Below are 24,702 nucleotides of genomic sequence, written 5' to 3' on the forward strand. Positions count from 1 at the left end.
GTTAACTAAAAAACTTATCCTGTACTATAAGATAAGTTTTTATGATTATTTATATGTCTCCAGGGTAAAACAGTCATAACATTTATCCTCAATACCTGTACAAGTAGCAATTATTTCACTTTGTCCATTTGAATGAATATAAGAAATGTCATGATTGACAGAACGATTAACACGTGGACAATAGGTAATCCGTCGCTGTAATTTTAAATTTTTCTTCATAAAAAACCTTCACTTTCTCTGATGAACTTTCAATAAGATCATTAAGATTGTTCTTTATTATAAATGAAAAATATTCTATTCGTCTTTACCCTTTATCGCTGTCATAATAAACCGAGAAATATAAATAGGAGAAGTTATCCTAAGTACAATAAAAGAGTCATCCCTATTATTTGGAACAAAAACAAAGTATCCTTAAAAGTATACTTAAGAGGAAAAAGTACAACTCATGTTATACTAGAGGAAAAGAAATAATCATGGAGGATATAATGACAAAACGATTAGATTTACGTGTCGATTTTGCCTTTAAATCTCTTTTTGGAACGCATGGAAATGAATCCATCTTAGCTGCTTTTTTAAATGCAGCTCTACGTCTACCAGAGGAAAAGAAAATTACGACCGTTCACTTATTAGATCCACATTTTAATAAGGAATACCAAGAAGATAAACGATCCATCCTAGATGTTCATGCTCAATTAGAAGATGGAACTCGTATAAACATTGAAATTCAACTTAATAATAAACATGATATGGAAAAAAGAACGCTTTACTATTGGTCTAAGATGTATAGCAGTCAAATGAAGGAAGGAATGGACTATGGGGAGTTATGCCAAACGATTACCATTAATATTGTAAACTTCCGTTACTTATCCCATATCAACCACTATCATTCTGTCTTCCAATTATACGAAAGAGAAGAAAAGTTATTATTAACAGATATGTTAGAAATTCATTTTATGGAACTTCCCAAACTACTTATTAAGTGGCGTAGAAAAGAAGTCGATCCGAGAGAAGATCAATTAGTAAGATGGTTATTATTACTTGAAGCATCGGAAGATGAAGAAATCACTCAAGTACTGGAGGAGATTGCGATGCAAGAAGATCAAGTATTAAAAAAAGCAATAGATGAATGGGAACGTGTGAGTCAAGATCCAGAAGTTTTACTAGCTTATGAAGCAAGAAGAAAGGCTTTATTGGATGAAAAATCTGCCTTAAAACGAGCTGAAAGTAGAGGGGAAGAAAAAGGAAGAAAGGAAACCATTAAAAATATGGCTCTAGGTATGATTCAAAAGGGCATAGACAATCAAACCATAAGTGATCTTACAGGTCTTACCCAAGAGGAGATTAATAACCTTCGACATCAATAAATTTAATAAAAAAAGGATTACCTATCGGAGTATAAGGTAATCCTTTTTTTATTTAGGTACTCTCACTTCTTAGAACGCATAATTAAACAGCCCATAATACAAAGGACCAAGCAGGATAAGAGTAGTGACTAACATAAGAATAAATCGAATGTATGTAGGTATCCCTTCAAGCTCTTCATTCTTTACTCCCTTAATAAGGCTAAATACAATATCCCAAATGAGACCTCCAACAAATACAATTTGCCATACAAGTGGTGTAAACATGATTGTATGAGTGACATATCCAAAAAGCCCAAACCAAGTGAAGATAGAGATAATGAAATCAACTATATAGAAGATCGTTTTTTCTCCTTTAATTAAAAAACCAATTGCTGCAGTTCCTAATAAACCTAAATAAACGTACCAAAATACTTCTACCATAACTTATTTCCTTTTCTTTCAGATTTTCCTATTATAATTCCTTCCAAAGAAAAAAGGAATATCTTTATTTTGTTAAGTTTTGAGTTACTTATATAACGGACTGGTTGTAATAGTTAAAGCTAAAAGAAGAAGCCTTATGATAGTTATAGGGCTTCTTCTTTTAGTGCGTATAAAAAAGATTATGTTAATTTAAATTTCATCCACCATTAGAATAAAAGGTTAAGGAGGCTATATCATGAGCACTGTTTCTGAGGATAGCAAAAAGTTTATTCAGATATATAGAAAAAGACTTAAACAAGGGCGTACTTTGGAGTTATGTTTGGTTCCTATAACGCGAATAGGGAAATTTTTAAAGCAGGTGATTGTAAACAAAGGATCGAATCATAAAAATGTAAAATTAAGAATTAAAGGAAGGGGGAAAGCCTATTAACAGATCAAATATGTTGGGAAGATACATAATGTTGCGAGAAGAATGTAGTCAGAAACTTAAAAGACCTTTAAATAACCAGGAAAAACGATTTATTCTTTGGATTGTAAAAAGGGAAGTACAAGTACAAGGAATAAAAATAGCAAATTGAAAAAATAGAGGAATCTACCAATTTAATTAGTAGGTTTTTTTTTCATTATTACGTATAGCTTTATGTATAGATAAGGTTACGAGTTCCACTTCTTTGTCCTTGAAAAATTCAATATTTTCATTTTCAAAGTAGGTGATTTTATAGGATTTATCCTGTTCTAAATAGCAGATTGATAGAATTGTTCTCCCGTTTTGGAAAACAGAATGTGTAATTTCACTATGCCCGTACTCCTTCAAGGTTTCTAGTAACGTTTTTATATCTTCTGAAATCATCCTTTATCTCCTCTCATGTGTTATGGAGGACTTGACTAAGTACAGTCTCATAGTCCATCATAACTCAACTTCATATTTGCTATTAAAACACATAAAAAAATTCCCCTCTAAATAAAAGGCTTATTTCATAATTTTTAATTTGTAGGTTGTTTACCCGTTTAAAAAGTAACGAAACTATGTAATGTGTTACATCATAATGATTCCAAAGAGGACTACCTCATATTATTTACCGGAAGTAACAATCTAGGGATGCTGGTATTATTACCCTGAAATAAGTTTAATAAAGTCCTAAGAACCATGGTTTTTGAGATAATTAAACTATAATCACCTTTTTTAAAAAGATAAAATGTTACGCTTAGAGTTAATGATCTAAGCGTTTTTTATTATCGGTTTCCGATAACAAAGATTATGTAAACTAACTTTGCATATTATATACAGTATAAAAAACAGAAAACCCTACTGATCATGCCCAGTAGGGTTTTCTGTTACAAAATTGGATGTTTGGATGTCAAGAGGGAGTATTCTACCGCATCTTGAATAGTTTGTTCTGATTATTGTATGTTATTCATAATATTTATTTAGCAAATCACAATCTTTTTGAGTAAGAGTTTCCTTTAAGTTCTCAAAATATAAATCAATACCTTCTTTTATAAACTTTAGCAAGAATTCCTCTTAAAATATACTTTTCAGAAAATTTTGTATGCGAATATTGTTTGGGATACATTACCAATATATAATAAATAACGACTGGTTGGTACTTATTAAGTGCTAGATCAATAATAAAGCAAATGGTTTTTAAAAGGGATACGTGCTTAAAAAAGGGGGAAAAAAATGAAAAAAGGTGTTTTATATTTTAGTTTAATTTTCGTTTTTTTGTTGGCAGGTTGTTCAAATGATGCTGTGAGTTCTGTAACTAAAGAAACTGAAGAGACTCAAGTTAGGGAATCAACGAAAACTCAGGAACAGGAGCCTAGTATTTTAAAAGGTCAATTTCATCTTGATAGTGTGGTGAAAATTTATGTCCCATCGACTTATAATATTGACGAGCCTATTGACAATAAAAAGTATGTTGATCAGTCCTTAGAAAAATTCTCTAATATGTTTGGAGGTGCGACGTCTGTTGATGGAACAGGAGCTTGGATAGGGGATGATAAAAAATTAGTTAAAGAAAAAGTAACCATTGTTTATAGCTTTGCTGAAAAGTTGGATAAAGATAAAATTAATGAAGTAGTAGAATATGCAAAGCATTTAAAAAAAGATATGAAGCAGTCCTCAGTATCACTTGAGATAAATGGAAAGATGTATTTTATTGAGTAATTGCTAACATATAAATTAAATTCCTATAAACTTCATTATGTAAATTGGATGAGGGATAAAATACTTTATGAATAGAAGTTATTAATCGGCTACTTATATTAGAATTTGACAGAGTAAATTAAAGAATGATACGATTTTGGAAATCGGTTACGTAAAGGTATAATCGTCTTGAATTTATATTAAACGTAACAAACGTAACGTGGGTGGAGGTAGTGGAAGTGGCTACAATTAGAGATGTTGCTGCCAAAGCAGGAGTTTCCGCGGCAACTGTTTCAAGGATTATCAATAATAAGGGGGAGGCAACTCCTGAAACTATTGCTAGAGTACATAAAGTTATTAAAGAATTAGGTTATAAACCTAATGTAGTTGCACGGAGTTTAACCAGCCGAAAATCTAATACGATCGCTTTACTTGTTCCAACTATCAACAACCCATTTTTTCCTGAATTAGCAAGAGGAGTAGAAGATGTAGCGAATTCTCACGGATTAAATATTTTTCTATGTAATACAGATGATGAAAGGGAAAAAGTAAATAATTATCTTGTTACTCTACGTGAAAGATATGTAGACGGAATCATTATAAACTCTTTAAATTTAACGAATAAAGATTTAGAAGAACTTGATGCCAATGGGATTCCTACAGTTACACTTGACCGAACCTTTTCAACTCATGACTTTTCTTCTATTTCAGTTAAACATCGAGTAGGAGCTCAGCTGGCTACAAAACATTTAATTGACATTGGATGTAAACGTATTGGTCTAATTAGAGGCCCAGAAGATGACCTTACAGCTGTTCAGAGAATGTGGGGTTATAGAGATTATGTAAAAGATTTTGATTGGTTTGATCAAAGTTGGATCGCTCTAGGGGATTTTAGCGTAAGAAGTGGTTACATATGTATGAAAGAACTTTTCCAGAGACACCCGGATATAGATGGCGTCTTTGCTTCTAATGATTTGATGGCAATTGGTTTATTAAAGGCTGCTCATGAATGGGGACGTAAGGTACCGGATGAATTAGCAATTGTAGGATTCGATGGAATTGATATGTCACAATATACTGCTCCCCCTATTTCTACAATTAAGCAACCTATCTATGAGATGGGGAAAATGGCAATGGAAGAGCTTCTTAGGTTAATTAAAGAGCCACAATCTAAGCCAAATAAGTTAGAACTTGATATCGAATTTATTTTACGTGAATCTTCTATGAAATAAAACAAATATAGATAAAAAAAAGACTCCTAGTAGGAGTCTTTTTTTTAGTAAGCATCCTCACGTCGGGTGTTTACCTTTAAAAATTTATATAAATTTTATATAGATGTTCAGTAATACTACACTAATTTATGGTTTGGGACTTCTAATAAATAATGAGAAATGCCTCTCTTAATACAAAATTCATTAATCTTATCTATACTTGGTACTTTTTGGGCCCCTTGTTTTGTTACTTTTAAAGCAGCCACAATGTTTGCAAACTTTACTGATGCAACAAGGTTTGCTCCATCCGCAAGAGCTGAAGCAAGTGCACCAGCAAAGGAATCTCCAGCTCCAACAGTGTCTACTGCTGTAACTGGAATAGCCTTAACATATTCCGTTTTTCCATTGTCATAAACAAGAGAACCTTTGTCCCCCATTTTAATGATGGAGTTTTTAATGCCAATCTGATTAAAATATTCTGCTGCTTGATGTGCTGAGTCTAAATCTATAACGTCGATGCCTGTAAGCTGTTTTGTTTCTTGTTTATTAGGAACAATTAAATCTGCATATTGCAATGCACGTTCAGTAATACCATCTGCAGGCGCTGGATCTAAGACTACGAACATTCCTTTATTCCTTGCTTGAATCATAGACTCAATTACTGCTTCTTCAGGAATCTCCATCTGTACAAGTAATACTTTACTATTATTTATTGTGGAAAAAGCTGTTTGAATATCTTTCACTGTTAAATTATCATTGGCTCCTTTGACAACTAGCATCGTATTTTCAGCTGTTTGGTCAACTGTAATAATCGCACATCCGGTTGAGCTGTCATCTACTCGTTTTACATAAGAGGTATTAACACCTTTTGCTGTCAAAGAATTGATTACATTATCTCCATATAAATCACGGCCAATTGAGCCAATCATATTCACTTTTTTACCTAGGCGTGCACTTGCAACAGCCTGATTTGCCCCCTTCCCCCCTGGAAGCGCCATCATTTTCTTTCCGAAGACGGTTTCTCCATGTTTTGGATAATGATTTGTAAAGGCAACAATATCAATGTTTATACTTCCAACTACAGTTATCTCTCCCATTAGTACACCTCCAATAATCACTTAAGATTTAATTTAAATTGATCCGTTTTCTGATTTTCCGTAAAATCTTTTAGCTGATTTACAGCTTCCTCAAAAGTGACATCAGGTTTAAAAAGGGAAGATGTGCCGCAAACAAGCATATTGGCTCCATTCTTTAAAACATCAGGAATAGTTTCGTATCCAATATTTCCATCCACTTGAATATCAATCTCGTATTCTGCTTTATTAAGTAAATGTTTCAAATCACTTATCTTTTGATACATTAAAGGAATAAACTTTTGCCCTGCAAACCCTGGATTAACAGTCATAACAGTCACATAGTCTATGGTATCTAAAACATAGACTAGTTCTTGGAGTGGAGTAGAGGGATTAAGAGCGACTCCTGCCTTCAATCCTTTGTCGCGAATTGTTTTCAGTGTTTTTTGCAGGTGATCAGTAGCTTCTACATGAACTGAAATCATATTAGCTCCTGATTCAATAAAAGTATCTAAATGATTTTCAGGATTTTTAACCATTAAATGCACATCAAATGGTTTATTTGTATATGGTCTTATACTTTTAATCAAATCAGGACCCATCGTAAAATTTGGAACAAAATTTCCATCCATTATGTCTAGATGAAAAAAATCTACTCCTGCTTGATCAAGTCTTATTACAGTCTCTTTTAAAATTCCCATATCGGCACACATTAAAGATGGACCAATTAAAGTCATAATTTTATAGCCTCCTGTAGCATATAGTTAGAAATTAAATCTTGTAGGGTTTATACATAGAATTAATGTTCCATGAATTATTTCTTAATAAAGTTAAGTAGAGATGTATTCATGATTTTATAAAACTAATATAAAAAATCTTGCTTTATATCAAACAAATACTTATATTTAATCAAAATAGAACAAAAATTACATTTGTCACGTAAAAAAACAAATTAAACCCTATAATATTTAACGTAACCGGTTACGTGAATCGTATCACTCTTTAAATTAGTTTGTCAAACAGAAATTAATGAGGATTTAATTGTTTATATAACAACACTATTAATTGGAAATATACACTATTTAACTACTTAAAAACTAATCAAAATGATAAATGTAACCGGTTGCGTACAAAAGAACGATATGCTAATATACAGAAATAAGATCTCCCTTTAAAAATCTATAAGAACAAGAGATTAAATAAAACTATATTTTTTTATTAATAACGTAACCGGTTACGTTAGAATGTTATTATTTTCCGTAATTTGGATTACAAATTTTCAGGGAGATTAAAACGAAAAAAAGAATTGTTCTTATCACGGGAGGGAAGGGTGGAAGTGGACTTAGTATGGCGTAACATTTTTATCAAAAAAGGAGATTATATAGTAACTTTAGATTTATCTTACTAATCTCACTAGGAAATAACCAAATTTGCATTAAAGAGTAAAAGAAGTTATTGGAATACGTTATTACAAATAAAAAGAAATTGAAAAATTATTAGCCTTATTGTAAGCGTTATCAACATGATGGATATACCTATAGATAATATTATAATCTTTAAGGTTAATGGTTTTATAGAGAGCAAGTGGATTTTATAAGGATTTATGTTTAAGACTAATTAGAATATCTAGGAGGGTTTATTAATGAAAACTGTAAGCGCTTCTTCCAGTTTAGAGACAAAGATGATTTTTGGAATGCCTAAATCACTTATATGGGGATTTGTTGCAATTATTATTTTTATGACAGGAGATGGAATTGAACAAGCCTTCCTATCGAAACAGATTGTGGAGATGGGATTTACACCAGCCCAATCAGCTTCGGTCTTTACTATATACGGAGTTACAGTAGCGATTGCATCCTGGTTAGCAGCACTTTTTGCTGATATTTGGGGACCAAGACGCACAATGCTGGCTGGTCTAATCATTTGGAGTGTATTTCACATAGGATTCATTACTCTTGGGACAATTCCAGAAAGCTTAAATATGATACGTATAATGTATGGATTACGTGGATTTGGATTTCCCCTATTCGCTTATTCATTTGTGGTCTGGATTGCTTATGCCACTCCATATAAAAAACTTCCAAGTGCTATGGGATGGTTTTGGTTTGCTCATTCATTAGGTCTTGGAGTATTTGGTTCTTATTTACCTAGTTTCACAATACCTTCATTGGGTTATAATGGATCTCTTTGGTTAGGTTTAATTTTCGTTGTTATTGGTGGATTAATGGGGGTGCTTTTAACAAAGGGGAATTTTGAAAGGCAACAAGGTGAAGAGAAAGAAACAGGGGATACAATAAAAAAAGGACTTACTATCCTTTTTACTAACCCTAAAATTGCGATTGCCTCTATAGTACGTATTATTAATCAATTAGCTGTTTACGGTTTTGTAGTAGCAATGCCTCTGTTTTTAACAAGCAAGGAGGTTGGCTTTACTACTTCTGAATGGTTGAAAATCTGGTCTGCTATGTATTTAGTTAATATTATATTCAACTTAATTTGGGGATTTGTTGCAAACAGAATGGCGTGGAATAAAGTTGTACAGTATTTTGGTTGTATTGGAGTCGCAGCTTCCTGTTTATTATTCTATTATGTACCAATTACTTTTGGACCGAATTTTTGGCTAATGGTATGTGTCTCAGGATTTTTTGGAGCAGTACTAGGTGCATTTGCCCAAATGTCTTCTATCTTTGCAGCAATTGACCCTGAAAATAGGGGGGCTGCTATGTCTATTCACAATCTTTCTGCAGGATTAAGTCAGTTTATAGGACCAGCTTTAGCAGGTGTTCTTTTTTCCGCATTTGGTACAAAAGGGTTTGTATGGGCTCTAGCAGGATTGTATTTAGTAGGTTTTGTACTAGCACATTTCTTAAAGATAAACACAGAAAAAACGCCAACGGGAGACGAAATTGTTTCACGAGATTCTAAAAATAAAGTTTCTATTGGATAACCATTAAGAATAAAAGATTTATTTCTATCGAAAAATTAAATTATTAATTCTTTAAGGTTAAAAGCTACTTTAGTTTTTGGTTGGTCTCGTATTTGAATAAGGTAACTTTTTAAAAGGGAGAGTATGTGTATAAAAGTCATTATTAAGAACTCTTTTTTATATTTAGTTTCTGAAAGTGGCTTTATACTAACTGATTTATCATAAAATGTTTTTAATAAAAAAATCCTTTGCTCTTCAATAGCAAAGGATTTTCTTATTTATATGAAATAAGGGAATGCATTGATAGCTTAATATAGAGAGTTCTAGTAAAAAACTTCAATTTTATAAAAGAACAAATTTTCTAAATATATTGACAATTTATTTTTCTTTGAGTTATTATTCAATAGAACTTATTAGGACAAAGTAGAACAAAAGGAAATGTGTTTTATTTACTTTTAAAAGTTCAAGGTTGAATAATGGAGGGGGAAAAATGCAAAGTATTAACTCGAGAATCGAGCGTATACCAGACAACGGTTACAACAAAAAATTGTTAGGACAAACAGGTATTGGATATTTATTTGATGCACTAGATGGAACGATGCTTTCGTTTACATTACCAGTTATTACAGCATTATGGGCACTAACATCTCATCAAACAGGAATTTTAGCTAGTTCTTTATTTGTTGGTTACTTGTTTGGGACAGCATTTTCAGGCTACCTAGGAGATCGATTTGGAAGAAAAAATGTAATTATGTGGACATTGGTTATCTATTGTGTAGCTACAATGGCTAGTGCTTTAGCTACAAATTGGGAATTTTTCTTTTGGGCAAGGGTAGTAGCTGGATTTGGTACTGGGGGAGAAGCTGCAATAATGGCTCCTTATTTAGCCGAATTAATTTCTAGTAAATATAGAGGAAGATATACATCCCTATTAACAGGATTCTTTTCTTTAGGCCATATATCTGCAGCTGCTCTTTCTTATTTTATTATTCCGGTTTCAGATAATGGATGGCGGATTGCTCTGTTTGTAACAGCCCTTCCGATTTTTATGTTTATCATTTGGAGACGTACTTTGCCTGAATCCCCTTTATGGTTAGAATCAAAAGGTCGTTATAAAGAAGCTGATGAAGCTATGACTAGGATTGAAATAGCAGCTGAAAATTCACTGAAGTATAAACTACCAAAACCAGAGAAGAATACTTCTGTCCCATCTATTATTGAAGAAAAGAAATTTAAAAAAGACTCGTTCCTTACCTTATTTTCAAAAAAATATATTAAACGTACTATCATGCTTTGGGTTGTATGGTTTTCGTTGGTTTATACAAACTTCGGTTTTTTAACTTGGCTTCCATCTTTACTAGTTAATCAAGGATATGAAATCGCTTCATCGTTTATTTTTTCTTTACTAATTTATGCATCGCAGATACCCGGTTATATAACTGGTGCTATATTAAATGATAAATTAGGGAGAAAACCAGTTTTATTAATCGGTATGGCAGGAGCAACTATTGCTGCACTTGGTATGGCCAACTTTGCGAATTCTGCTGCTACTATTATTACGTTTGGTGGACTAATGTCAATGTTTATGAGTATAGGTTACTCTGTTCTTTATACGTACACGCCTGAACAATTCCCAACGAATATCCGCGCTACCGGAATGGGCGCTACCTCAGCATTTAGCCGAGTTGGAGGAATATTAGCCCCAATTGTTATTGGGTATATTTATCCTTTGTATGGTTTTAGTGGGGTATTTATTATGATCACTGCCATTCTTGTTATCGGTACTCTTACTGTTATGATTTTAGGTAAAGAAACGAAGGCTAAATCTTTGGAGGAAGTAGAGGTGGTTTATAAGGAGGGCATGGTTTCAAATTCACAAGAAAAGGATCATGAAAAAACAATAGGTAAATAATTTTTAGAATATTTAGTTATTTAGTGTTGACTAGAACAATATAGAACAATATAATTGTTGATAGAATCATTATACTTACAAAAACATTTAAAAGGAGTTTAATAATGACAAATCAGTTAATTGAAAACAAATCATTAGAAAAGGTATTAGAGGTAGTAAAAGAAAAAGAAATTGATCGTGTCTTTCTTGTTGCATGCGGAGGTTCCTCTGCTTTAATGTATTCAAGTAAATACATCCTAGATCGTGATTCAACTACTATGACGACTGAAGTTTACAGTTCAAATGAGTTTATTTACCGCAATCCAGCTACTCTAAATAAAAATTCACTTGTTATTCTATGTTCTCATTTAGGAAAAACACCAGAAACAACGGAAGCTGCGAAATTTGCGAAAAGTAAAGGAGCTTTAACTGTTTCCTTCACATATATAGATGACTCACCTTTAGCAAAAGAATCAGATTTAGTGATTGGATACGAATACGGACCAGGAATTGATCCTGCTGAATCGCGAAATATTCTAATCATTCAATTGACGCTAGGATTACTGAAAGTAAAAGAATCAAGTAAGAAGTATGATAAGTTAGTCGCGAGCTTACCTAATTTAAAGGCTGTGTGTGATAAAGCAATCGAATATTATGCTCAAGACGCTTTAGACTTTGCAGATAAATATAAAGATGAAAAGATGATTTATACAATGGCAAGTGGTAGTAATTATGGAGTCGCCTATACATTTGCAATTTGTATCTTAATGGAAATGCAATGGATTAATTCACACGCTATACATGCAGGGGAATTCTTCCATGGCCCATTTGAAATTCTAGATAAGGATACACCATTCATTCTATTACTGGGACTAGATGAAACAAGGTATATGGAAGAACGTGCTCTCAAATTTACGAAAGAATATGGTGAAAAACTTATTATTTTGGATGCTAAGGACCTTGATTTTAAAGGAATTGACAAGGAAATAAGAGGAGAGATTGCTTCTGTAGTTTTACTTTACGTATTACGAGCATTCTCAAGAAAGTTAGCAGATGTACGTAATCATCCACTAGAAAAACGAAGATATATGTTTAAAGTGCCTTATTAAATAAAGTACACCGATTAATTTCTGAATAATCTGAATATAATTCATCCTTATAGATTCAGGAAATGAATTTATAGGGGTGGATTATAAGCATTGTAAAAAAATAAATAAATATCCAGATCGAATAGGGGGAAAATATATGCGTTACATGGTAGGAGTAGACGTGGGAGGAACATTCACAGATGTTACATTGGTAGATTCGGATAAGGGGAGTATTAAGAATCATAAAGTCCCTTCCACTCCCAAGGATCCTTCTCATGCTATTATGACAGGGATTGAACAAATTCTTGAAATGAATTCTATTCCTTTTAATGAAGTAGAGTATCTAGCTCATGGAACTACTGTAGCAACCAATGCTCTTATAGAACGAAAAGGAGCTAAAACAGCCCTTATCGTTACAAAAGGATTTCGTGATTTACTGGAGATTGCTAGACAAACTCGTCCTCACTTATATGATTTGTTTAAAGAAAAACCTGAGACAGTTATTCCGGGTGACTTACGATTCGAAGTTGAAGAACGCCTTTATGCAGATGGATCGGTACGCACACCTATTAACATAAACGAACTGAGAAAAGTAATTGAACATTTGAAGGAAAAAGAAGTTACATCCATTGCTGTTTGTTTTCTTTTTTCTTTTAATAATCCAATTCATGAGAAGGTAGCTGTAGAAGAGATTAAACGTCTCTTTCCGGAAGTGTATGTTTCTGCCTCCCATCAAATCGTTCCTGAATTTAGAGAATACCCACGAATCAGTACCACATCACTCAATGCGTATTTAGGACCTGTAATGAAAACGTATATGGAGAATTTTCAAAATTCCGTTCATTCAGTGGGGATTCCGGTTGATCCTTATATTACCCAGTCAAATGGAGGTATCATTTCTATCCAAGAATCTGTGTCTAGTCCAGTTCGTACTGCCGTGTCAGGACCAGCAGCAGGGATAGTTGCAGCCTCACATTTATCCGAACTTACAGATTATAGGAATTTAATCACATTTGATATGGGTGGGACCTCCGCAGACTTTAGTCTTATTGAAAATGGAGAACCAAAGGTTTCAATGGAAAGAGAAGTTGAGGGTTTTCCAGCTAGAATACAGATGTTAGATATTTATACATATGGAGCAGGAGGTGGCTCAATTGCCTGGATTGATGCAGGGGGTGCCTTAAAAGTAGGCCCCGAGAGTGCAGGGTCTACTCCAGGTCCAGCTGCCTACGGACGTGGGGGAACTTTACCGACAGTTACAGATGCAAATGTAGTATTGGGAAGACTAAATCCGAATGGAATCCTTGGGGGCCGTATGGATTTAGATGTAGAAGCATCTAAAAGGGTTATTCAGGAGCATATTTGTGATAAAACTAACCTTTCTTTATTAGAGGCAGCGAGTGGGATTCTTTCAATTGTAAATGCCAATATGACACGTGGAGTTCGATTAATTTCTGTAGAAAAAGGGCATTCACCAAGTGATTTTGCTTTGGTTTCCTTTGGAGGAGGAGGTGGCTTGCATTGTGGTGCTTTAGCTAAAGCACTCAATATTCCTCATGTTATTGTACCTCCTTCGCCTGGAACTTTTTGTTCGCTTGGTTTATTGGTAACGGATATCCGTAGGGATTATGTGCGAACAGAACTACTTGAACCGGGAGAAGATAGTTTAATAACAATACGCCAACACTTTGAAAGTATGAAAGTAGAAGGTACACAACTATTGGCAAAAGAAAATGTTCATCCATCTAAAAGGAGTTTTTCTCTGGACATTGATGTTCGTTTTGTTGGTCAAAATTATGAACTTCCCGTTCCAGTTCAATGGGAAGAGTTAACGTCTGATGGAGTACAACATATCATTTCACGCTTTCATAAAATCCATGAAAAAAACTATGGATATTCTGATGAGGAAGGGAAAATTGAATTTGTAAATTACCGAGTTACAGCATTTGGTGAGTTACCAAAAGCTCCGTTAGTCAAAGCAAGTCAGGAGGATAATTGTTTAGTAGAAGCAGTATCTTACCGAGATGTCTATTTCTCAGAAGCGAATAATCTAGGCTATTATAAAACAGGGATTTATAACCGTAGCGATTTAAATGCAGGGAATCGGGTTCAAGGACCTGCTATCATTGAGCAAATGGACACCACAATTTTAATTTTACCAAGTCAATCAGCTGTAATAGATCCATATCAAAATCTCATTATTAATACATTTGGCGAGGTGGAGAAAAATGAAGCATAATATCGATCCGATTACTTTAGAAATTATGGGAAATCTTTTATTATCAATAGCTGAGGAAATGGGAGTAACACTTGTTAAAACTGCCTACTCTACAAATATAAAAGAACGAAAAGATGCTTCCACTGCAATATTTGATGCTCAGGGTCGAATGATTGCACAAGCAGAACATGTGCCAATGCATCTTGGATCTATGCTCAGTGTAGTTACGGAAGTACTGAAAAAATTTCCTCCTGAGACAATTCAACCAGGTGACATGTTTATAACGAATGATCCTTATGCAGGAGGAGGGACACACCTTCCTGATATTACAATGATTGAACCTGTATTCATAGAAAATAACTTAGTTGCCTTTGTAGCCAATATTGCCCATCACTCTGATATCGGTGGAAAGGTACCTGGAAGTACATCAGCTGATGCGAATAGTATTTTCCAAGAGGGCACAAGAATCCCTTTAATTCGTATTTGCCGTCAAGGGGAAATCGTACAGGAAACAATGGAATTTATTATGATTAATAGTCGAACTTCGGGAGAGAGACATGGAGATTTGCTTGCCCAAATTTCATGTAATAAAGCTGGTACTAAACGAATGATTGAAGTAGTTAACCAATATGGGATAGAACACTTCACAGCTTGTACAGATGCCTTGCTTGATTACGCTGAGGAATTAATGCGTGCGGGTATTCGTAGTTTACCAAATGGTACTTATTCATTTGAAGATTATCTAGATGATGATGGTGTTGATTTAGAGAGAAAAGTTCCTATTCGCGCTACTATAACTATTGGAGATGGTACAGCCACTGTAGATTTTACAGGTACAAGTCCACAGGTAAGGGGTCCACTTAACGTTGTCTTTTCGGGTACATTAACAACAGTCTTTTATTGTTTTAAAGCTATAGCCGGTCAAAATATTTTTGCTAATCAGGGGATTTATCGTGCATTAAAAGTAATAGCACCTGAAAATTCATTAGTCAATTGTTCTTTACCCGCACCAGTGGGAGTAAGGGTCGATACAGCTCAAAGGATTGCAGATGTTATTTTTGGAGCGTTAGCTAAAATAGCACCAGATAGAGTAGTTGCTGCTTGTAATAGTTCTGTTACTTCTGCTATTTTCTCTGGAATTAATCCAAATACAAATAATTACTTTGTTTATTTAGAAACCATTGCAGGAGGATCAGGGGCACATAGCCATGGAGATGGGTTAAGTGGTGTACAAGTCCATATGACTAATACTTCAAACCTACCTATTGAAGCATTAGAACGAGAATATCCAATACTTGTAGAAAGTTATAGACTTTCTAAAGATTCTGGAGGAGCAGGGCGTTATAGAGGTGGATTAGGAATCCAGAGAGAGTTTAGAATGCTAACTGATAATTTGAACTATACAGGTTTAGGTGAAAGGCACAAACTTTCTCCATGGGGAATTTCAGGAGGTAAAAACGGAGCTCCAGGAAGCTTTTGGTTAACAAGAAAAGGCGATAAACCTGAAAAAATAAAGTCTAAAATCTCAGATTTAATTTTAAATAGGGAAGATCTAATTACGGTACACACACCTGGATCCGGAGGATATGGCAACCCACTTGAGCGACAAATTGATCTTATTATTAACGATGTAAAAGAAGGCAAAGTCTCTATAGAATCCGCAAGAAAAGATTATGGTGTAGCATTAACGGAAGATTTACAAGTTGATGTTAATTTAACAAGGGAATTAAGAGAAGGCGTTATTGTTAAGTAAAGCGATGGATAATAATAAAGTTAGTTATTTTTCTTAAAACGTTGGTTGAAATAAGATGGGATTATTACCTGTTCAATTTTGTATATAAAAAAGGTGGAGTTCTTTCCATCTTTTTTTATATACAAAGTATTCCTTTTTTCATTTTTATCTATATTGATTCTAATAAGTACTAATCTTTAATTAGTTAGCAACAAAGTAAATGTTTTTTAATAGAGCTGGATTAAATAATGAATATCGTGAATTTTGGGGGTTAACTATGAAACTTATAGGGATAGGTGATAACGTAATAGATTATTACAAGGATCAAAACCTTATATATCCAGGGGGAAATGCACTAAATGTAGCTGTAATGAGTAAGCGAAATGGGGCACAGGAATGTGCCTATTTAGGGATAATAGGAAATGATAGTAATGCAAAGCATGTACTTTCATGTTTAAAGGAGGAAGAAATTAACGTTGAAAGGGTACGCTTTGTTACTGGAATAAACGGAGAAGCTATCGTTTCTCTGAATGATACAGGGGATCGAGTGTTTGTAGGAACTAATAAGGAGACTAGAGTTCAATCTTTATTATCACTTAGATTTCAAAAGATAGACATGAATTATATAAATAAATATGATGTCATTCATACTAGTATTAATAGTGATATTAACCATGAACTGATTAAGCTTTCACATAAAGCAATTTCCTACGATTTTTCTACTCCTGAAAAATGGAATGAAAGTTTACTATCACAAATTTGTCCTTTTATTACTTATGCATTTTTTTCAGGTAGCGAGCTCCCAATAAATCAAATATATTCCCTCTTTGACTCCGTGCATCAATACGGAGTAAATGTTGTAGGGGTAACAAGGGGCGATAAACCAGCCATATTCTCAGAGAATGGAGAAATATCTGAACAACAGCCTTTACCTACTGAGTTAATAGATACCATGGGAGCTGGAGACTCCTTTATAGCAGGTTTTTTAACTCATTACCATGAACAATTAGATATGAAGAAAGCTTTGCTCAAAGCTGCTGAATCAGCAGCGAAAACTTGTAAGCATCATGGAGCTTTTGGCTATCCAAAATATAAGAAAGAAGTACACTCAACTAGCAAATAAAACAATTTTTTAAATTCCTTAACTTACTTATGTGACTTATAACGATTTCCTTTTGCAAAACATACTCAACCTTTACAATTACTGCTATACTTTTATATAATTTGGTCTAACATATATATTTTAATTTTTTGAAAATCTAATAAAGTGTCTGACTAGACTATATTTCGCTTTATCTAAAGGATTCTATAACTGCTTAGGTGATAATAATGGATATTAAAAATAGTGATATACCACTTTATGAGCAATATGCAGAAAAGTTCCGTCGAATGATTTTGAATAATGAATATAAAGTAGGGGATAAATTTCCTGTCGAAATGGAATTAGCTAAAAAGTATGGTGTAGCAAGAATTACTATTCGTACAGCTATTAATGAGCTTGTGGAAGAAGGCTTATTAGTAAGAAAACGTGCAAAAGGGACATTTGTTACAGAACCAAAGATTGAACGAGAGTTTGTTAACGTAGCCAGCTTTACAGAACGTATGCAGTCCCGAGGTATTAAAGCGAGTGCAAAATGTCATTCAATCAATAAAATTAAAGCTGACGCGAAGTTGTCAAAACGCCTACAAATTGAGGAAGGCAAGGAAGTTGTCGAGATTGTAAGAATTCGTTTAACGGATGGAAAACCCGTGGCTCTAGAACGTTCATATCTTCCAAGTTATCTTTTTCCAGGTATTGAAAATGAGGACTTAGAAAATAATTCTTTATATCGTTTATTAGAAAGTAAATATTCCATCCGTCCTGGTCATTCGAGTAAAACACTTGAATTAACAAGAGCTAGTTTAAAGGAAGCACAGCTATTAAATACTAAGGCTAGTGCATCATTATTTTTGTTATTAGGCATTGTGTTCTCGGAAGAAAATCAAGTAATGGAATATGTAGAAAGTTTATTTTTAGGAGATCGTTTTCGTTTTCAAGTATATTAAACAGTATAATACTTGTAGTTTTAGGGTGCAGTGGATATGTGATACTTAAGGAACCGGCAATCAATTAATTGTCGGTTCCTTTTTAATTGTAATTATTTATAAAGACAAATAGAGACTTTTTTTATTGATACGAGGCGACTTTTTGTTTATGGAGGGAGAGGAGAAGGGCTAACTTCCCCAAATACAGACTATGGTAACTGATTTATCATGACTCATCTCAAAAACCATGGTTTTTGAAAAAGGGAAAAAGCTACTCTCAAGAGTAGCTTTTCTAAAGAATCACATACTAAAGGAAATAGCAGGCCAATCGTAAAAAAATACAAACACGAGAAATCAACAAACATTGATTTAAATAAAAAATAGAAAGATATTCAGAAAGATTTTACAGATCCATGAGGGTCAATAACAAATTTCTTTGATGCTCCTTGATCGAATTCAGCATATGCAGCTGGGGCTTGATCCAATGAAATAATCGTAGCATTGACTGCTTTTGCAATTTGAGCTTTTCCATTTAAAATAGCCATCATTAAATCACGATGATATTTCATAACTGGCGTTTGTCCAGTCACAAAAGTGTGTGACTTAGCCCACCCTAATCCTAATCGAATCCTTAAGGTTCCAAATTTCGCATCTTCATCTACTGCACCTGGATCTCCAGTAACATAAAGTCCTGGAATACCAAGGCGACCTCCTGCACGAGTTACTTCCATAATTGAATTTAATACCGTGGCAGGAGCTTCACCAGTGGATGCACCGTGTCCATGAGCTTCAAACCCTACACAATCAATCGCACAATCCACTTCTGGTATACCTAGAATTTGTTCAATCTGCTCCCCAAGATTTGGATGTTCTCTTAAATTCACTGTTTCGCAACCGAAACTTCTAGCCTGAGTTAGCCGTTCACTGTTCAAGTCACCCACAATCACAACTGACGCTCCTAGAATTTGAGCAGAATGGGCAGCAGCCAGACCAACAGGACCCGCACCAGCAACATAAACTGTAGAGCCAGGTCTAACTCCTGCACTTATCGCCCCATGATAACCTGTTGGAAATATATCAGAGAGCATGGTTAAATCAAGGATTTTTTCCATAGCTTGATCCTTATCAGGAAATTTCAGCAATTGGAAATCTGCATAAGGAACCATAACATATTCGGATTGTCCGCCAACCCATCCTCCCATATCTACATACCCATAAGCAGAACCAGGACGATCCGGGTTTACATTTTCACAAATGTGCGTATCTTGCTCCTTACAGCTACGACAACGTCCACATGCAATGTTGAAAGGTACTGAAACAAGATCACCTTTCTTAATAAATTCGACATCTCGTCCTACTTCGATAACCTCACCTGTAATTTCATGTCCTAATATTAATCCACTCGGAGCAGTCGTTCTCCCTCTTACCATATGTTGATCGCTTCCGCAAATATTTGTTGTAATAACCTTCAAAATAACACCATGTTCACATTTTCGACCTACGTTTAACGGATTGACCCCTGGGCCATCTCTCAATATTAAATCGGGATACCCGATGTCTTGAATTTCTACTTTACCTGGCTTCATATATGCAACTGCACGATTTTTCAACATCTCTCCCCACCCTTCCAAGTCATCTTAGTTTAATAGTTACTAATTCAATATGGAATAATAAAACCCTCTACTATATTTTACTAACATTACTAAAGAATAAGATGGAAGCTACAACAACCAATAATCCTGTAAATAATCTAATTAGAGATTTAAGTCTAAAGATTAAATATTACTTATTTAAAAGTTAATTACAAAAAACTACGTCAAATAAAAAAGAAAGTAATAGTGAAAAATGACTAAATATAGAAATGTCTCAAAAACCACGGTTTTTGAGACATTTTCTTGTAAAGATAATAAAAAAAATCGAGATAAAAAAGTAAGCCCATCGAAAATCAATGAGCTTACTTTTTACTTCTACTCGTTCTCACTTTCACGATCAAACCAAAGGAGCTCTTGATTATCTACATCTCCATTATAATTAATAAGAATCTCTTCTCCTGCTTGGATATCCGTATAAGCATAAAAATCAAAGGTATGATTGTCAAAATTAATTTTATAAGTAGCATTAGGTGTATACGAATGATTAAACAGCATACCATAGCCTAGAAGAATAGCTGTATGATTTACACCATATTCAAAAGCATAGTCCGCAAGTGCTGTCTTCTCAATGTAATCATGCTCTTTATTAGGATAAGGGATAACAGGCGCTTCGTGAAGAAGCGTCCCTTTCTTGACATCTTGCTTAGCGAATACCCCTCTATTGAGTTCTCCGTCGCTTAGCGCAGACGTTTTTATTTCAATCATACTTGTCACCTCTATATTCTTTCCTCTAAGATTTTGTTCTTTGTTACGCTTGACAATTTAAGGTGATAAAATCAACTATTTTGGTTCTGGTGCAAAAAGTCCACATCTTTCGTAAAGACTTTCTGCTATACTATTTTTGAATAGTAGCTAGATTCATAGCAATGATAACTTATTTGAAAGGTGAATAGTAGATGAAAAAGAACAATCGCAGCAAAATGAAAAAAATCTTATCCACATCACTGGCACTCTCCTTATTGTCTATGCCTCTTTTAACCACACAGGCAAGGGCAGAAGAACGTTATCCAGGACAAAGTTCACAGCAAAGCAGCAAGCAGCACGGGAATAATAAGAAAGATACACTTGTGAATTTGCGCTTAATGGAAACAACAGACGTTCACACAAATCTATTAAACTATGATTATTTCAAAGATGCAGCTTATGAAAAAGTGGGCTTAGCAAAAACGGCTACTTTAATCAAAAATGCTCGAAAAGAAGTAAAAAACAGCTTATTAGTAGATAACGGAGATCTCATTCAAGGCACGCCACTAGGTACGTATAAAGCAAAGATTGCTCCACTGGAAAAGGGTGAGATCCATCCTGTTTTTAAAGCCATGAATCAGTTAGATTATGACATTGCAACGCTTGGTAACCATGAATTCAACTACGGCTTAGACCTCTTAGAAGAAGCCTACAACGATGCGAATTTTCCTTACATAAATGCCAATGTCTATGTTGATGATCATGACAACAACCCGAAAAATGACAAAAATAAATTCACCCCATATAAGATTATGAGTAAAAAAGTAGTCGATGAAAACGGAAAGAAACGTACTATTAAATTTGGTTTCATTGGATTTGTCCCACCTCAAATCAACGATTGGGATAAAGTAAACCTGGATGGGAAAGTCATTACAAAAGGCATTGTTGAAACGGCTAATAAGTACATTCCAGAAATGAAGAAAAAAGGCGCTGACGTGGTTGTTGCCATGGCTCACTCTGGTTTTAGCAGTAACAAACAAAATACAGAGGATGTGATTTACTCGTTAAGTGAAGTAAAAGGCATTGATGCGATTACATTCTCACACACACATAAAGTATTCCCAGCTAAAACGGAAGCTGCACTAGATGGTCTGTTTCTTGGTCCAGATAAAAAACCCCTTCCTGGTGTTGATAATGCAAAAGGAACAATCAACGGCGTTCCAGCTGTACAAGCAGGTTATGGCGGAGGTTCACTTGGTTTAATTGACTTAACGCTAAAAGAGGAAAAAGGAAAATGGAAAGTGGTAAGCTCTCAATCGTCGACGCGTGCAACGTATAAGGACGTAAAAGATGCTTCAGGGAAAACGGTTACGCAAAGTACAGTAGAAACAGATAAAGGAATTGTCAAATTGGTTCAAAAAGATCATGATGCAACCGTGAAATATGTGAATACACCAATTGGTAAAACAACGGATAATATTCACAGTTATTTCTCACTTGTGCAGGATGATCCTTCTATTCAAATCGTCACAAATGCACAAAAAGACTATGTTAAAAAATACGTTGCTCAAAACAAACCAGAATACAAGGATCTTCCAATTTTATCAGTCGGGGCACCTTTTAAAGTAGGACGAAACGGCGTTGACGAGTACACAGAAATTAAAGAAGGTGATTTAACGATTCGAAGTGCAGGTGATCTGTACTTATATGACAATACGTTAAAAGCAGTCAAAGTAAAAGGTTCTGTTGTCAAAGACTGGATTGATATGTCTGCAGGCAAATTTAATCAAATTACACCAAATAAAACAGAAGAGCAGGAATTATTAAATCCAAGCTTCCCTGTCTATAATTTCGATGTAATTGACGGCGTTCAATACCAAATTGATGTCACAAAACCAGCAAAATATGATGTGAATGGAAACATGATTCATGCGAATTCAAGTCGCGTTGTAAACTTAACGTATAAAGGAAACCCCGTTGATCCGAATCAAGAATTTATCGTTGTAACAAATAACTACCGCGCAGGTGGAGGCGGAAACTTCCCTGGCTTAAAAGGAAGCGAGCTGGTTGTAGATTCAGCCGATGAAAACCGCCAAATCCTAATGGATTACATTTCAGAGCAAAAAGAAATTACGCCAACAGCTGATAATAACTGGTCAATTACTCCTATTAACGGTACAGCTAATGTGACATTCACAAGCTCACCGCGTGGAGAAAGATATTTAACGGAAGGAAGCAATATTACGTATACCAACCAGACGGATGACAAAGGATTTGGCATTTATACAATTAATTTAAATGACTAATCAAAAGATAATACAAAAGTCTAGCTACTAGAAATGAATGACTTGCAAGGCCAGCTTGATATAGATACAAAAGTTACATTGAAGAGAATGTAACATAATTAGAGCAGTCATATGTGATTTATATGGGACTTTGATTAAAATCACGAAATATTTAAGGAGTTTGAATATATGGACAGCATGGTTTTTGATCTAGATGGGACACTATGGGATTCAACAGACACGATCCTGCTGGCGTGGAATAGTTTGATGAAGGATTACAAGCAAATCAAAAGGGACATAACGAAGGAAGATCTTCAAAGTGTCATGGGACTTCAAGTTCCCGAGATAGGAAAAAAACTGTTTCCAGACTTAAATGCTCATGAACGGAATCGATTTTTAGAAGAAAGCTGCCTAGTAGAAAATACATTTTTAGGAGAACAGGGCGGGATTCTTTTTGACCAAGTGGAAGATGTAGTGAGGATTCTTTCGCGGAAATATAAGCTTTTCATTGTAAGCAATTGTCAAGATGGATACATTGAAGCATTTTACAAGTTTCATCAATTAGAAAAGTATTTCACAGATTATGAAAACCCAGGTAGAACGGGTCTTTCAAAAGGAGAAAATATTAAATTAATCATGGAACGAAATCACTTAACCAAACCTGTCTATGTGGGTGACACGGAAGGGGATCGAAAGGCAGCCCAATTCGCCGGTATTCCATTTGTCTACGCCAAGTACGGATTTGGACAAGTAAATGAATATGATTATGAAATTGAAACCTTCGACGAACTTGTTAAACTATTTTAAACGAGGAGGCTGTTTCTCCAGCTTTGATTGGAAGTAGAAAAACGGCCCTTGACTACTTTCCCCTTGGAAACATTCCAAGTATGGCGGAACAGCTTTGTGAGGCGTTTTTCAGTAAAAAGATCTATTGATGAGGTAGGGTATAACTTATATCTAGATTTAGTGAATTTCCTAAATCAGAGAGGAACAAAATCTCAAATAATTTTGGACAGTAGTTTAATTTGTGACGATTGTTTATGAGTTAATGTAGACGTTTCTTCTTATTTCGCTGTTTTATCGATAAAAAACTTTTTTGTTAGTTACAATGGATTAGTTATCAAATTACAGGAACGTATTAATTAAATAATCGGGCGCTTTTCTGGAGTAACGATAAAAGACCAATTTCTCAATTTTAATGCTGAGAAATTGGTCTTTTTTACATTTACGTATAGTGCAAAGTAACACTTAAAAGGGGTACAAAATAACTCCTAAAGTGACATAAAGAGAAAACAGTTAGTTATCATATTGTTCCAAAAACAATGGTTTTTGAGTCGGTTCACGAATAAGTGACTTTTCTTCTTAATTACATCTTATTTCTATATTAAAACACGTCTCAAAATCAATGTATCATTAAGGAATGTTTTTGATACATAGCAGGGTCTGATTTATAAAAATAAAAAGAAGCATCTTTATCATCAATGAAAGTCACTAAAGAAAAGACAGAAGAAATAGATATAAAGCATGATAAATATTATGATATGTATAGATATCAGTTCAAGTAACGTAAGTATTATTTAGACATCGTGATGAGATAAAATTCAAGTGTGCTTGAAAAAAAAGATGGATTAAAAATCCCTTTTTTCTTTAGTAAGCTTTAAAGGTCCACGATTAAGAGTAGTAAGCTGTTCATTTGTCTCAAAAATCTTTCCTTTAATACCTGTAATGCCAAATCCTTTTAATCTTTTCGTATGCATATCTAAATACTTTTCGGCATCTTCTTTTGTTTCAAACAGATAGATTCCCCCGGCTTCTTTAGCTTCTTTATTTTCTGTCCATATCTTCCATATGAACCCCTTTTCCTTATTAATACTGTTTGCTATGTCCGTAAAAGCATTTGTCAGATCATTACCAAAAGGTCCCTCAAATTTAAAATCAACTTGTAGTAGGTAGGTCATTTTATACACTCCTTAAATTTAATAATCTC

The 24,702-nt window shown here is 34.3% G+C and carries 20 protein-coding genes; 13 read left to right on the forward strand and 7 right to left on the reverse strand.

What is annotated here, in order from left to right:
• Positions 1–485 precede the first annotated feature (485 nt).
• A complete protein-coding gene (locus B9N79_RS24390; protein ID WP_082864802.1) occupies positions 486–1,364 on the forward strand; it encodes an Rpn family recombination-promoting nuclease/putative transposase in 879 nt (292 codons plus the stop codon).
• Between the two features lie 69 nt (positions 1,365–1,433).
• On the opposite strand, the gene B9N79_RS24395 is transcribed toward B9N79_RS24390, so the two are convergent.
• Positions 1,434–1,784 (reverse strand): hypothetical protein, encoded by a 351-nt coding sequence (locus B9N79_RS24395; RefSeq protein WP_046218443.1) that lies wholly within the window; start codon positions 1,782–1,784, stop codon positions 1,434–1,436.
• 235 nt (positions 1,785–2,019) lie between these two features.
• Between B9N79_RS24395 and B9N79_RS24400 the strand changes: the two genes are divergently transcribed.
• The gene (locus B9N79_RS24400; RefSeq protein ID WP_046218442.1) at positions 2,020–2,214 is read left to right on the forward strand and encodes a hypothetical protein; all 195 of its coding nucleotides are present in this window, start codon (positions 2,020–2,022) and stop codon (positions 2,212–2,214) included.
• Positions 2,215–2,388: 174 nt separating this feature from the next.
• Here B9N79_RS24400 and B9N79_RS24405 read toward each other — a convergent pair whose 3' ends face one another.
• Positions 2,389–2,634 (reverse strand): hypothetical protein, encoded by a 246-nt coding sequence (locus B9N79_RS24405; RefSeq protein WP_046218441.1) that lies wholly within the window; start codon positions 2,632–2,634, stop codon positions 2,389–2,391.
• 831 nt (positions 2,635–3,465) lie between these two features.
• Here B9N79_RS24405 and B9N79_RS26660 point away from each other — a divergent pair.
• Together B9N79_RS26660 and B9N79_RS24420 are read left to right on the forward strand one after the other, a co-directional pair.
• Positions 3,466–3,951 (forward strand): hypothetical protein, encoded by a 486-nt coding sequence (locus B9N79_RS26660; protein ID WP_046218440.1) that lies wholly within the window; start codon positions 3,466–3,468, stop codon positions 3,949–3,951.
• A 218-nt stretch (positions 3,952–4,169) separates the two neighbouring features.
• Positions 4,170–5,162, forward strand: coding sequence for a LacI family DNA-binding transcriptional regulator (locus B9N79_RS24420; protein WP_046218439.1), 993 nt, complete (start codon positions 4,170–4,172; stop codon positions 5,160–5,162).
• 116 nt (positions 5,163–5,278) lie between these two features.
• Here B9N79_RS24420 and rbsK read toward each other — a convergent pair whose 3' ends face one another.
• Together rbsK and rpe are read right to left on the reverse strand one after the other, a co-directional pair.
• Positions 5,279–6,238 (reverse strand): ribokinase, encoded by a 960-nt coding sequence (gene rbsK / locus B9N79_RS24425; protein WP_046218438.1) that lies wholly within the window; start codon positions 6,236–6,238, stop codon positions 5,279–5,281.
• Positions 6,239–6,255: 17 nt separating this feature from the next.
• Complete coding sequence (gene rpe / locus B9N79_RS24430) at positions 6,256–6,951, reverse strand: ribulose-phosphate 3-epimerase (RefSeq protein ID WP_046218437.1); 696 nt, start codon at positions 6,949–6,951, stop codon at positions 6,256–6,258.
• Positions 6,952–7,856: 905 nt separating this feature from the next.
• Here rpe and B9N79_RS24435 point away from each other — a divergent pair.
• The 7 genes from B9N79_RS24435 to B9N79_RS24465 all read left to right on the forward strand — a co-directional run bounded on the left by B9N79_RS24435 (position 7,857) and on the right by B9N79_RS24465 (position 18,115).
• The gene (locus tag B9N79_RS24435) at positions 7,857–9,161 is read left to right on the forward strand and encodes an MFS transporter (RefSeq protein WP_046218436.1); all 1,305 of its coding nucleotides are present in this window, start codon (positions 7,857–7,859) and stop codon (positions 9,159–9,161) included.
• 469 nt (positions 9,162–9,630) lie between these two features.
• The gene (locus tag B9N79_RS24440; RefSeq protein WP_046218435.1) at positions 9,631–11,052 is read left to right on the forward strand and encodes an MFS transporter; all 1,422 of its coding nucleotides are present in this window, start codon (positions 9,631–9,633) and stop codon (positions 11,050–11,052) included.
• 104 nt (positions 11,053–11,156) lie between these two features.
• A complete protein-coding gene (locus B9N79_RS24445; RefSeq protein ID WP_046218434.1) occupies positions 11,157–12,140 on the forward strand; it encodes an SIS domain-containing protein in 984 nt (327 codons plus the stop codon).
• 136 nt (positions 12,141–12,276) lie between these two features.
• The gene (locus B9N79_RS24450; protein WP_046218433.1) at positions 12,277–14,358 is read left to right on the forward strand and encodes a hydantoinase/oxoprolinase family protein; all 2,082 of its coding nucleotides are present in this window, start codon (positions 12,277–12,279) and stop codon (positions 14,356–14,358) included.
• On the forward strand, positions 14,348–16,090 hold the full coding sequence (locus tag B9N79_RS24455) for a hydantoinase B/oxoprolinase family protein (protein ID WP_046218432.1): 1,743 nt from the start codon (positions 14,348–14,350) through the stop codon (positions 16,088–16,090). The genes B9N79_RS24450 and B9N79_RS24455 overlap by 11 nt, the downstream gene beginning before the upstream one ends.
• Before the next feature lie 256 nt (positions 16,091–16,346).
• Positions 16,347–17,192 (forward strand): PfkB family carbohydrate kinase, encoded by an 846-nt coding sequence (locus B9N79_RS24460; protein WP_046218431.1) that lies wholly within the window; start codon positions 16,347–16,349, stop codon positions 17,190–17,192.
• 206 nt (positions 17,193–17,398) lie between these two features.
• Positions 17,399–18,115 carry a GntR family transcriptional regulator gene (locus B9N79_RS24465; RefSeq protein WP_046218430.1) on the forward strand — a complete coding sequence of 239 codons (717 nt, stop codon included), beginning with the start codon at positions 17,399–17,401 and terminating at the stop codon, positions 18,113–18,115.
• Between the two features lie 371 nt (positions 18,116–18,486).
• On the opposite strand, the gene fdhA is transcribed toward B9N79_RS24465, so the two are convergent.
• Together fdhA and B9N79_RS24475 are read right to left on the reverse strand one after the other, a co-directional pair.
• Positions 18,487–19,707, reverse strand: coding sequence for a formaldehyde dehydrogenase, glutathione-independent (gene fdhA, locus B9N79_RS24470; RefSeq protein ID WP_046218429.1), 1,221 nt, complete (start codon positions 19,705–19,707; stop codon positions 18,487–18,489).
• A gap of 354 nt (positions 19,708–20,061) precedes the next feature.
• Positions 20,062–20,451 (reverse strand): SET domain-containing protein, encoded by a 390-nt coding sequence (locus B9N79_RS24475; protein ID WP_046218428.1) that lies wholly within the window; start codon positions 20,449–20,451, stop codon positions 20,062–20,064.
• A gap of 191 nt (positions 20,452–20,642) precedes the next feature.
• Between B9N79_RS24475 and B9N79_RS24480 the strand changes: the two genes are divergently transcribed.
• Together B9N79_RS24480 and B9N79_RS24485 are read left to right on the forward strand one after the other, a co-directional pair.
• On the forward strand, positions 20,643–22,736 hold the full coding sequence (locus B9N79_RS24480; RefSeq protein ID WP_046218427.1) for a bifunctional 2',3'-cyclic-nucleotide 2'-phosphodiesterase/3'-nucleotidase: 2,094 nt from the start codon (positions 20,643–20,645) through the stop codon (positions 22,734–22,736).
• A gap of 168 nt (positions 22,737–22,904) precedes the next feature.
• Positions 22,905–23,522 (forward strand): HAD family hydrolase, encoded by a 618-nt coding sequence (locus tag B9N79_RS24485; protein ID WP_046218426.1) that lies wholly within the window; start codon positions 22,905–22,907, stop codon positions 23,520–23,522.
• 821 nt (positions 23,523–24,343) lie between these two features.
• Here B9N79_RS24485 and B9N79_RS24490 read toward each other — a convergent pair.
• Positions 24,344–24,673 (reverse strand): monooxygenase, encoded by a 330-nt coding sequence (locus tag B9N79_RS24490; protein WP_063592766.1) that lies wholly within the window; start codon positions 24,671–24,673, stop codon positions 24,344–24,346.
• Positions 24,674–24,702 lie beyond the last annotated feature (29 nt).

Source organism: Priestia filamentosa, from assembly GCF_900177535.1.
Taxonomy (GTDB): Bacteria; Bacillota; Bacilli; order Bacillales; family Bacillaceae_H; genus Bacillus_I; species Bacillus_I filamentosa.